This is a genomic window from Streptomyces phytophilus (assembly GCF_013870535.1).
Lineage (GTDB): Bacteria > Actinomycetota > Actinomycetes > Streptomycetales > Streptomycetaceae > Streptomyces > Streptomyces phytophilus.
Genome location: NZ_JACBXC010000087.1, coordinates 1 through 10,952, shown reverse-complemented (window position 1 = coordinate 10,952; position 10,952 = coordinate 1). Strand labels below are relative to the sequence as shown.

The 10,952-nt window shown below is 73.1% G+C and carries 10 protein-coding genes and 1 riboswitch; of the genes, 6 read left to right on the top strand and 4 right to left on the bottom strand.

Going from position 1 to position 10,952, the window contains the following annotated elements; all coding sequences use genetic code 11:
* The 6 genes from lhgD to H5J30_RS07780 form a co-directional block, all read left to right on the top strand.
* Positions 1-663: L-2-hydroxyglutarate dehydrogenase (gene lhgD, locus H5J30_RS07805; protein ID WP_181786419.1), on the top strand; the 663-nt coding region annotated here is incomplete at its 5' end.
* Positions 664-719: 56 nt separating this feature from the next.
* The gene (gene trmB, locus H5J30_RS07800) at positions 720-1,478 is read left to right on the top strand and encodes a tRNA (guanosine(46)-N7)-methyltransferase TrmB (protein ID WP_181786418.1); all 759 of its coding nucleotides are present in this window, start codon (positions 720-722) and stop codon (positions 1,476-1,478) included.
* A gap of 64 nt (positions 1,479-1,542) precedes the next feature.
* The gene (locus H5J30_RS07795; protein ID WP_181786420.1) at positions 1,543-2,862 is read left to right on the top strand and encodes a PrsW family intramembrane metalloprotease; all 1,320 of its coding nucleotides are present in this window, start codon (positions 1,543-1,545) and stop codon (positions 2,860-2,862) included.
* Between the two features lie 196 nt (positions 2,863-3,058).
* Positions 3,059-3,451, top strand: a complete 393-nt coding sequence (locus H5J30_RS07790) for a very short patch repair endonuclease (protein WP_181786417.1) — start codon at positions 3,059-3,061, stop codon at positions 3,449-3,451.
* A gap of 420 nt (positions 3,452-3,871) precedes the next feature.
* Positions 3,872-4,657, top strand: coding sequence for a putative endonuclease domain-containing protein (locus tag H5J30_RS07785; RefSeq protein ID WP_258563172.1), 786 nt, complete (start codon positions 3,872-3,874; stop codon positions 4,655-4,657).
* 84 nt (positions 4,658-4,741) lie between these two features.
* Positions 4,742-5,107 carry a VOC family protein gene (locus H5J30_RS07780; RefSeq protein ID WP_181786415.1) on the top strand — a complete coding sequence of 122 codons (366 nt, stop codon included), beginning with the start codon at positions 4,742-4,744 and terminating at the stop codon, positions 5,105-5,107.
* A 208-nt stretch (positions 5,108-5,315) separates the two neighbouring features.
* On the opposite strand, the gene H5J30_RS07775 is transcribed toward H5J30_RS07780, so the two are convergent.
* From H5J30_RS07775 to H5J30_RS07760, 4 genes are all read right to left on the bottom strand, one after another.
* On the bottom strand, positions 5,316-6,443 hold the full coding sequence (locus H5J30_RS07775) for a M23 family metallopeptidase (RefSeq protein WP_181786414.1): 1,128 nt from the start codon (positions 6,441-6,443) through the stop codon (positions 5,316-5,318).
* An 11-nt stretch (positions 6,444-6,454) separates the two neighbouring features.
* A riboswitch (cyclic di-AMP (ydaO/yuaA leader) is annotated at positions 6,455-6,597 on the bottom strand.
* Between the two features lie 256 nt (positions 6,598-6,853).
* The gene (locus H5J30_RS07770) at positions 6,854-8,179 is read right to left on the bottom strand and encodes a PP2C family protein-serine/threonine phosphatase (protein ID WP_181786413.1); all 1,326 of its coding nucleotides are present in this window, start codon (positions 8,177-8,179) and stop codon (positions 6,854-6,856) included.
* A gap of 242 nt (positions 8,180-8,421) precedes the next feature.
* Entirely contained in the window at positions 8,422-9,696 is a 1,275-nt protein-coding gene (locus H5J30_RS07765; protein WP_181786412.1) for a cytochrome P450 family protein, read from the bottom strand.
* Positions 9,693-10,952: cytochrome P450 family protein (locus H5J30_RS07760; protein ID WP_181786411.1), on the bottom strand; the 1,260-nt coding region annotated here is incomplete at its 5' end. The genes H5J30_RS07760 and H5J30_RS07765, both read right to left, overlap by 4 nt.

The window sequence follows — 10,952 nt, the reverse complement described above, 5'->3', positions numbered from 1 at the left end:
CGCCCGGGGATCGCCGTCCGTACCGCCGCCGGCGAGGTGGTACGCGCCCGGGTCCTCGTCAACTGCGCCGGCCTGCACTCCGACCGCATCGCCCGCCTCGCCGGGGACCGCCCCGGGCTGCGCATCGTTCCGTTCCGCGGCGAGTACTACGAGCTGGCGCCGCACGCCGCCGACCTCGTCCGCGGCCTGGTCTACCCCGTTCCCGACCCCGCGTTCCCGTTCCTCGGCGTCCACCTCACCCGCGGCATCGACGGCGCCGTCCACCTCGGCCCGAACGCCGTCCCCGCGCTGGCCCGGGAGGGCTACACCCGTACGAGCCTCAGCCCCCGCGACGCCGCGGCCACGTTCACGTACCCCGGCAGCTGGCGCATCGCCCGCCGCCACTGGCGCTACGGCGCCGGCGAACTCCGCCGCTCCCTCTCCCGCAGGGCGTTCACGCAGGCGGTGCGGCGGCTGCTGCCGGCGGTCGACGAGGAGGACCTGCGCCCGGCGCAGGCGGGGGTGCGGGCGCAGGCGGTGCTGCCGGACGGGTCGCTGGTGGACGACTTCCGCTTCGCGTCGGGGCCACGCACCGTCCACGTACTGAACGCGCCGTCCCCGGCCGCGACCGCGTCGCTGCCGATCGGCAGGGAGATCGCGCGCAGGGTGCTCGCCGCACTGTGACCAGCGGGGGGACCGCCTCACCACGGCTCGGGAGCCTCCGTAAAATAGGGGCCACTGTGTCCGACCACCCCGATCAGCACGATCGTCCCCAGCCCCGGTTCCCCGACGGCCCCGCCCCCGCGCCCGCCGGGCCGCACAACGAGCGCCGTATCCGCTCGTTCGTCCCGCGCCGCAGCCGCGTGACGCTCGCGCAGGGTGAGGCCCTGAGACGGCTCTGGCCGAAGTGGGGCTTCGACATCGACGGCGCGTCCGTGCTCGATCTCGACAAGCTCTTCGACGGCCTGCCGGTCGTCCTCGAAATCGGCTTCGGCATGGGCGAGGCGACCGCGGACATGGCCGCCGCCGACCCGGCCACGGGGATCCTCGCCGTCGACGTCCACACCCCCGGCCAGGGCAACCTGCTGCGGCTCATGGAGCAGCGGGGGCTGACGAACGTACGCATCGGCAACGGCGACGCCGTCATCCTGCTGCGCGAGATGCTGCCCCCGGCGGCGCTCGCGGGGATGCGGATCTACTTCCCGGACCCGTGGCCCAAGAAGCGGCACAACAAGCGCCGGCTCATCCAGCCGGAGTTCCTGGCGCTGGCGGCCTCGCGGATGGCGCCGGGGGCGGTGCTGCACTGCGCGACGGACTGGGAGCCGTACGCGGAGTGGATGCTGGAGACGCTGGAGGCGTCGCCGTACTTCGAGAACGCCCATCCCGGCGGCTACGCGCCGCGGCCGGACTTCCGCCCGCGTACGCGCTTCGAGGGGCAGGGGCTCGGAAAGGGCCACATCGTGAACGATCTGCTCTTCCGGCGCATCAGTGAGGAATAGCCCGTCGCGCGCGGCGGCGGGGACTGGCTAGGGTCGAGGGGTGCAGTACGAAGGCGCTCAGCTCATAGCCCGGCCGCGGGAGCCCGAGGAATTCGGCCCGCGGCCGGTGTACGCGGACGCGCCCCCGAAACCGCCGGAGCCCGTGGCCGCCGCCCCCGCCCGGAAGAGATTCTGGCGCCGGCGGGGCGTGCGAATAGGCGCGGTGGCGACGGTCCTGACGCTGGCGGGGCTGGCGATCCTGGGGCTGGTGTGGTCGGAGACCGGCACGCACGGGATGCTCGTGGGCGGCGGGCTGGCGCTGCTGCCGGTGCCGCTGCTGATCGCGGGCTTCCTGTGGCTGGACCGGGTGGCGCCCGGCCCGTGGCGCTACCGGATCTTCGCGTTCGCGTGGGGCGCCTTCGCCGCGACGCTGGTCGCGATGCTGGCGAACACCTTCGCCGCCCGCTGGATCGCCACCGGCCTGCCCACGGCGTCGTCGCGCGAGGCGGACCTGTGGGGGATGGCGGTGGTGGCGCCGGTGGTGGAGGAGGCGGCGAAGGCGGCGGCGATACTGCTGCTGTTCCTCTTCCGCAGGCACTACTTCGCCGGCCTGGTCGACGGGCTGGTGCTGGCGGGGATCATCGGCACGGGCTTCGCGTTCACCGAGAACATCCTGTACCTGGGCAGGGCGTACGAGGAGAACCAGACCTTCGGCGACTCCGGCCCGCTGGCGACGGTGACCGTGACGTTCGTGGCCCGCGTGGTCTTCTCCCCGTTCGCGCACCCGCTGTTCACGGCGATGGCGGGCATAGGCTTCGGCCTGGCGGCCATGACCGTCGCCCGCCAGCGGGTACGCCGCGTGCTGTTCCCGGTGGCCGGGCTGCTGCTGGCGATGGCGCTGCACTCGCTGTGGAACGGCTCGGCGGTGATGAACGGCTTCGTCTTCCTCGGCGCGTACGCCTTCGTGATGGCGCCGGTGTTCGGGCTGCTGGTGTGGCTGGCGGTCTGGTCCCGCGGCGGCAAGCTCCGCACGATACGGGACCAACTCCCCGCCTACGCCCACGCCGGCTGGCTGGTCCCCGCGGAACCGGTGGCCCTCGCCTCCCTCCGCACCCGCAAACTGGCCCGCACCCTGGCCCGCCACGCCCACGGCGACGAGGCCCGCCGAGCGGTGGCGGACTACACCCGCTCGGCGACGACACTGGCCCTGCTCCGCGCCCAGGCCACCCAGGGCCGCCCGGCAAAGGACTACGCGGCCCGCGAACAGGCCCTGCTGGCGCACATGTGGCAGAACAAGGCCCTGGCCCAACCAGCCCTCACAAGAGCCGCCTACACCACCACCCCACCCAGCCCCTGGCCCCTCCCCCAGGGCGCCCCCCACCTGGCAAAAGCTCCCGGCACCTGACACCCCCGCAACCATCCGCGGCACCACCACCCCGTGGCCCGCTGGCACACCCCCGACGGCACACCCCACGAACACACCCTTCCTCACCCGCTGACCACCCCGAGCCGGCCCTCTCCCCCGTATGAACGCCAGAGGACGGAGTCGGCATGATGTTCCCGTGCCTGCTACTCCCTCCTCCCCGGGCGTCTCGGCCCGTATGAGCCGCCAGTCCTCCCGGGACACCGCCCCTGAAGTCGCTGTCCGGCGCCTCCTCCATGGCGCCGGCTTCCGCTATCGGCTCCAACGCCCCGTCCCCGGTATGCCGCGTCGCACCATCGACATCGCCTTCCCGGGCGCAAAGGTTGCTGTCTTCCTCGACGGCTGTTTCTGGCACGGCTGCCCCGAGCACGCCACCCACCCCAAGGCCAACGCCGACTGGTGGCGAACCAAACTGGAGCGCAACAAATCTCGTGATCGGGAAACGACGTTGCGTCTCGAAGAAGCGGGCTGGACCGTGATTCGCTGTTGGGAACACGAGGATCCATTGTCGATCGCAGATCGGGTCGCTGCCTCGGTCACCGCCGCAAAGAGCACCCCTGAACGTGATTGAGAACCAACCGGCGGCCAAGCGTGCCGGCCATGTGGCCGCATTTCCGTCCGTGGAGTCGGAGGCCGGCAGGGGGTAGGGCCGCTGCGACCGCGAGAGAGGCAGCCTGTTGCCCGCTGCGGGAGTTATCCACAGGGGGAAGCGGAGGGTGGGGATCCGCGAGAGGGTGGGGGCATGACGGGGGAACTTGGGTCGCTGGGTGAGTTGGCGGCGGGGAATGGTGGGGTGTTGGTTTGTGCCGAGGCTTTGGCGGCCGGGTGGTCGTCCGGGGTGTTGGTGCGGCGGTTGCGGAAGGAGGGGTGGCGGAAGGTTCGGGCCGGGGTTTGGGTGGAGCCGGGGCGGGTTGGTGATCTGCGGCTTCGGTTGCGGGTGGCGCAGGCCGGGCGGCCCGGGTTGGTCGTGAGTCACAGTGCGGCCGCCCATGTGCTGGGGATCGAAGTGCCGGCCGTGCGGCCCGAGTTCACCCACGTGCATGGGCGGGGGCGGGCGCCCGAGGGGTGCGTGTTGCATCGGACCGCGGTGGGTGCGGACGAAGTTGTCGCCGTGGCCGGGTTGCGGTTGACCAGTGGGGTGCGGACTCTTGTCGACCTGCTGCGTACCGCCGAGCGGGACGCTGCGCTGGTGGCCGTCGAGTCGGCCTTGACGCGGCGGCCGTTGGGGCCCGCAGGTGGGGTGCCGCGGCGGTGGCGGGAGCAGGTGACCGATCTGCATGCGGTGTCCGAAGCCGTCGCCGGTGCCGGGCAGCGGCGGGGGGTGGTCGCGGCGCGGCAGCGGCTCGCGCTTGTCGATCCCCGTTCCGGGTCGCCCGCGGAGACGGTGGCGCGGCTGCGGATGTACGACGCCGGGCTGCGGCCGCTCAGCCAAGTGCCGTTCACCGCGCCCAACGGCCGGCGGATACGAGTGGATTTCTTCTTCCCGGTCGCGGGGCTCGTCGTGGAGATCGAGGGCTACGCCTTCCACGGCAGCCGGGCCGCCCATCTCGCCGACGTCGAGCGCTTCAACGACCTGGGGCGCTGTCCCGAGGTCCGGCGCATACTGCGGTTCACCGCGGGCGATGTCTTCGAGTGGCCCCAGCGGATGGTCCACACCATCCGCGCCGCCCTGGGTGAAATCGCCGCCGGGGGCGACCACGCTGCTGCCGCTGCCGACGCTGCTGCTCGTGCCGGTGCCGGTGCTGTTGCCAGTGCGGCTGCTACCGCTGCCGCTTGAGGCGCTGCCGACCGGTGCCGCCTGAGTCGTCTGCGGCTCGCGCGGCACCCTGAGGTGTCCTCGGTGCGTGGCAAGGTGGCCGCCATGGATGCCTACGTCAGGAACATCGTGCTCGACTGCGCCGACGCCCGCGAGCTCGCCGACTTCTACACGCGGTTGCTCGGCATGCGGGTCATTCGCGACGACTGGATGGTGATCGCCAAGGACGAAGACAGCTTTCCACGACTGGCATTCGAGGAAGTCGCCGGCTACCGGCCGCCGCTCTGGCCCGACCTCGACCGCACCTACCCCCAGCAGATGCACATCTGCTTCGGCGTCGACGATTCCGTCGCGGCGGGCGAGTTGGCGCTGCGCCTCGGGGCCGTGCGGCTCTCCGAGGCGGGTGGGAGTTGTCCGGTGTTCGCGGATCCGGCCGGGCATCCGTTCTGCCTCTGCGGGCCCGGGGAGTAGGTTCCGGGAAAAGCCGACGGCCCTGGTGTCGGGGGGTCGGCCACCAGGGCCGCCGGCGGTCTCGGTGCGCGCTCGGACGCCACGGGGGAAGGTGCGTACGGGCACGCCGGAGACGTGGGAGAGGGGTTATAGGGGCTTGCGGTCGCCGGGCGGGCGGGCGCGGGTGTCCTGGCCACCGTGGGCCGGGGCGCCGGGCCCGCCGCGTCGGTCAGACCGGGGCGCCGTTGTTGCGCAGCCAGGCGAGGGGGTCTATCGCGTCCCCGCCGCCGGGTCGTACTTCGAGGTGCAGGTGCGGGCCGGTGACGTTGCCCGTGGCGCCCACGCGCCCGATGACGTCGCCGGTCGTGACCTCGCCGGAGGACTGGATGATGGAGGACAGGTGGCAGTACCAGATCTCGGTGCCGTCCTCAAGCGTGAGGACGATGCGGTAGCCGTACGAGCCGGCCCAGCCGGCCTCGGTGATCGTGCCGCCGTGTACGGCCTTGACCGGGGTGCCGGTGGAGGCGGCGAAGTCCTGGCCCGTGTGGCCCGCGGCCCACATGTCGCCGGACTCGCCGAACATCGAGGTGAGCGTGTAGTTGGCGACCGGGGCGACGTAGCTGGCGGCGAGCTTGGCGAGGCGCTCCTCTTCCGCCTTGCGGCGGGCCTCCTCCTCCGCCTTGCGGCGGCGCTCCTCCTCCAGGCGGCGCTGGCGCTCCTCTTCCTGGGCCTTCGCCTCGGCGGCCTCGTCGGCCGCCTGCTTGGCGGCCTCGGCCTCGGCGGCCGCGCGGGCAGAGGCGTCGGCCTCCGCCTGCTGCTGCTCGGCCTGCTCCAGGATGCGCGCCCGCAGGGCCTCGCCGGAGTCGGTGGCCGGGGCCTCGGTACCGGCGCCGGCGTCGCTCGCGTAGCTGACCTGGGTGAGCGGAGCCGTCGTGACGACCGTGTCGGAGGCGGGCTCCTCCTCGCTCGGCATCAGGTCGCCGACGCCCGGCAGGCTCTCCGCGTCCGGGAGTTGGGCGCTTATGCCGTTCGCGACGGCGTCGACCTGGTCGGGCATGGATATCGCGACCGGCGGCTTCTCCTGCGCCGTGGCCATGCTGCCCGCGCCGACGGCGGCGAAGACGCCGACGCCCAGTACGGCACCGCTGCGCGCCATGCTGCCGCCGCGCTGCTTCGCGAGGCGCCGGCGGCCGCGGGAGGGAAGGTCGTCTTCGGGGAAGACTTCGTCGACCGGCTCTTCGGCGGCGTAGCCGGTGGGCGCATACCCCTCGGGGGCGTTGCCACCGGACGCATAGCCGTCGTAGCCGTAATCGTCGTAGCCATGGCCGTAGCCAGGCCCAGACCTGTAGGACGCCACGAAGGCGTACTCCTTTCCTTCCTTCTCGCCTACCGGGTTAGCTGACGGGTTCGGAGCAGGAAGGTCTCCTACGGGCCGCCTCCTGGCGGAGGTTGGCCCGATTCACCCCAAGGTGGTGGTTCCCCGGTTCCCTAGGTGTTGCCGTTGCTGCAGTTGTTTCGCGTGCGGGATTCGGCGACGGCGCACGGTGCCGCCTCTTGCGGCGGCGGTTACGACCGCGCTGCGTTACCGCACGCTAGCGGACGACGGCGTTCGATTCCAAGTCGTTCCCGTCATTCAGTTGTGCTTTGCCGCGGACGATCCGGGCATGCACCAGCGGAAACGGACAAGTTGACGCCTCGGCTACGCGGAGTGAGGTCCGGTCGTTAGCTGATCGTGCATCAGTTGTTATGCGGAGGGGCGCTGTTCCGCTACGGAGCGTGTGCAGACGAGGGTGGGGCCGGCGGCCCCCCGACCGGTGCGCGGGAGCGGGCGAGGGCGAACAGCGCCATGTCGTCGGCGACCCGTCCGCCCGTATAGCGGGTCACGTCGGCCAGGAGCGTGTCCAGCACCTCCTGCGGGTCGTCGAAGAGCCGGCCGTCCAGCAGGGTCAGCGGGTCGTAGAAGACGCCCGCCCGGTTCCGCGCCTCCGTCACGCCGTCCGTGAACAGGACCAGCGCCGCGCCCGGCGGGAACGCCACCTCCGTCACCTCGTCCGGCCACGTGCCCAGGTCGCCCATGCCCAGCGGCAGCGCGTGCTCGTGCGGTTGCAGCGTGCGCGCCGCGCCGTCCGGGCCCAGCAGCACGGGCGCCGGATGGCCGCGGTTGAGCAGGCGCAGCGCGCCGCCGTCGCGGTCGACCTCCGCGAGCACCGCCGTCGTGAACCCCTCCACGCGGTCGAGGCCGCTGCGCCCCGTCTCCTGGCGCTGCAGCGCACGTTCCAGCCGCCGCGCCACCCCGGCGAGCCCCGCCTCCGCCTCGGCCGCCTCCCGGAACGCGCCGATCACCACGGCCACGGACTCCACCGCCTCCAGCCCCTTGCCGCGTACGTCGCCGACGATGCAGCGCACGCCGTACGGGCCCTCCTGCACGGCGTAGAGGTCGCCGCCGATCCGGGCGTCGGCGTCGGCGGCCTGGTAGCGGGCGGCGACCCGCAGGGTGCCGAAGCCGTCCGGCGGGTTCGGCAGCACGGCGCGCTGCGCGGCGACGGCGACGTGGCGGGCGGAGGTCAGCCGGCGGTAGTTGCGCTGGATGAGGACGTTGATGACGATCGCCAGGCCACCGAGGACGACCTGCGACACCATCTGCGTGAGCGCGTCGGGGGTCCCGGCGGTGCCATTGAGGATTTCGAGCGTGACATCCACGACCAGGGCGGACACGGCCACCGCCACGGTGCCGCGCAGGGACAGCAGCGCGGCGGCGACGAGCGGCGTGGTTTCGAACATCGGCGACGACCGCAGCCCCTCCGGCGTGAACCAGAAGAACACCGCCCCGAGGACGATCAGCCCGGCCGGCAGCCACCGCAGCGCCCACCGGACGCGCCGTTCACCGCCGGTCGCGTCGGGGCGCCGGGACCGGACCGCCGGGTCCAGCGGACCGTTGCCCACGCGGTAGGCCCGCCCGTTGTCGTACGGACCGCGTGCCGCGCCGTTCGGACGGCGCCCGTCCTCGTACGAACCGCGCCCCGCGTCGTCCGGACCGCGCCCGCCCTCGTCCTGTCCCGCGCCCTGCGTGCCGTCCTCCCGCACCGGCTGCACCTGCCCTCTCCTGCACGCTGCCCGTCCTGCGCTGTCCTCCCTACCGCGGCCGACATGCGGGCCTTGCCGTCGTCCCTCAGGGTTCCGTGTCCGGGGCGGGACGGCGAGCGGGCGGGGCCCAGGCGGGTTACGGGCAGCGTTGCGGGCGGGGGCGCGGGCAGCGTTGCGGGCGGGGCCGAGGGGCCGGGGCGGCGGGCGGGCGGAGGGGCGCGGGACGGCGGCGCCGCCCCCGGCATCCGTCGTCAGGTGAGGCGTACCGGGAAGGACTCCAGGTCGTTCTGCGTCAGCACCGGCAGGTTGCGGATCTCCCCCACCGGCACCGCCGCCCGCAGCTGCGGGAACCGGGCGAACAGCGCCGGCAGCGCCACCCCCGCCTCCAGCCGCGACAGCGCCGCGCCGGGGCAGATGTGCGGCCCGTGCCCGAAGGTCATGTGCCGGATCGGCGTCGGCCGGGCCACGTCGAAGGCGTCCACGTCCGCCCCGTGGTGCCCGGCGTCCCGCCCGATCGCGCGGTACGAGATGACGACGCCCTCGCCCTTCTCGATCACCGTGCCGGCGATCTCGATGTCCTCCGTGGCGAACCGCATGAGCAGGTGGGTCACGGGCGGGTCGTAGCGCAGCGCCTCCTCGATCGCGGTCTCCCACGTCACCTTGCCGTCGCGCACCATGGCGAGCTGCTCGGGGTGGGTGAGCAGTCCGCGCACGGTGGTGAGCAGGAGGGTGATGGTGGTCTCGTGCCCGGCGGCGATCATCGACTTCAGGTTGCCGACGACCTCTTCCTCGGTCAGCGGCTCCCCGCCCTCGTCGGCGAGGATCAGCGCGCTCGTGAGGTCGTCGGTGGGCTCGGCGGTCTTCTGCCGCACCATGTCGGTGAACACGCGGTCCAGCTCCGCCATCACCGCGAGCCGCTCGTCCTGCGGCGTGAGCATGGAGAAGAACGCCTTCCACAGCCGCATCTGCCGCGGTATCTCCGATTCCGCGACGCCCATGAGCGCGCACACCACCCGCATCGGCAGCGGCTGCGCGAAGACCTCCTTGAGGTCGACCACCCCGTCGCCCGCGGCCGCCGCGGCGGCCAGGGAGTCCAGCAGCTCGGCCGTCACCCGCTCGACCACCGGCCGCAGCGCGTCGAGCCGCCGCGGGGTGATGGCCTGGGCCGTCTTGGTACGCAGCCGCCGGTGCTCGGCGCCGTCGACCGTGAACATCGACCGGCCCGGGTTGACCATCCCGATCAGCGGCCACTCCGCGGTGACCTCGCCGGTCTGCCACAGCCGCCAGGCGCCGATGTCCTTGACCAGCCGGGCGTCGGTGAGCAGTTGCCGCGCCTCCGCGTGCCGCGTGACGGTCCACGCGGGCGCGCCCAGCAGCTCGATCCGGGTGAGCGGGGCGGCGGCGCACAGGTGCGCGGTCTCGCCCGCGAGGTCGCGTACGAGCGGGTCGATGGCCAGCGGTCCGGGGAGGGCGGCCCCGGGGCCGGTCGGGGCGGCGGCGGAGCCGGCGGCGTGCGGGCAGTTCACGGGTGGCCTCCTGCAGCACGTACGGGGGTGAAGGTGACCGGCAGGGCCGTCATGCCGCGCAGGAACGCGGACGGCCGCCGCACCAGCGTGCGGGCCGGCACGGAGAGGTCCAGGTCGGGCAGGCGGTCGAGGAGCACCTCCAGGCCCGTCCGGGCGATGATCTCGGCGATCTCCTGGGCCGGGAAGGGGCAGCGGAAGTCGCCGTAGCTGAAGGCGAAGTGGGCGCTGTTGCCCGCCTGCGCGGGTACGCCCCCGCCGTACCCGTAACCGCCGCCCGGGCCGTCCGTGCCCCCCAGCGCCTGCTGGATCTGCGGGTCGTCGTTGGCGGCGGCGAGGCCGAGGAGCAGCAGGTCGCCGGCGCCGACGGGGCACCCGCCGAGCTGGGTGTCGCGGGCGGCCCAGCGGCCGACGAGGATCTGCGTCGGGGTGTCCTCCCACAGCACCTCGTTCATGGCCTGGCCGACGCTGTGCCGCCCGCCGCCGAGGGCGGCGGCGAAGCGGTCGTCGGTGAGCATGAGCCGGATGGAGTTGCCGATCCAGTCGGCGGTGGGCAGGAAGCCGGCGGCGGTGGTGTCCTTGAGGTCGAGCATGACCTCTTCGTCGGTGAAGTGCATGGGGTCGGCCAGCATCCGCGAGGCGACGTCCTGGCCCGGCGCGAGCCGCTTCTCGGCGACCAGCCGCGTCATGTGGTCGACGAACGTCTCGTACGCCTTGAGCGCCCCGGGTCCGCCGTCCGCCAGTTCGTTGAGCACCTGCGCGAGCTGCCGCCCCTCGGCGTCGGGGAAGCCGATGAGCCGGGCGAGTACGAGCACGGGCAGGGGGACGGCGTAGTCGCCGACGAGTTCGGCGCTGCCGCGGGAGCAGAAGGAGTCGATGAGCCGGTCGGCGAGCTGCTCGCAGTGCCGGCGCAGGTCGAAGGGGTCGACGCTCTCCAGCGCGGCGCCGACCATGACGGCGTGCCTGCGGTGGTCGGCGGCGGAGGCGGTGAAGTGGATGGACGGCATGACCTGGCCGACCATCGGCAGCAGCGGCCAGTCGGGCGGGATCTTCTCCCACTGGTTCCACAGCCCGCGATCCCGCGGGAACAGGTCGGGGTCGGAGGTGACCTGGTGCACCTCGCGGTAGCCGATGACGAGCCAGGCGGGGATGTCGCCGGGCAGTTCGACGGGGACGACGGGCCCGTGGTCGCGGCGCATCTCGCGATAGAGGTCGCGCGGGTCGGTGTGGAAGCGGGAGCCGCTGAGCGGTACGGCCCC

What these genes read in the sequence shown, in the direction of transcription:
- H5J30_RS07780 (WP_181786415.1), top strand. Translation starts at nt 4,742, where the DNA reads ATGGATGCCTACGTCAGGAACATCGTGCTCGACTGCGCCGACGCCCGC.
- H5J30_RS07790 (WP_181786417.1), top strand. Translation starts at nt 3,059, where the DNA reads ATGAGCCGCCAGTCCTCCCGGGACACCGCCCCTGAAGTCGCTGTCCGG.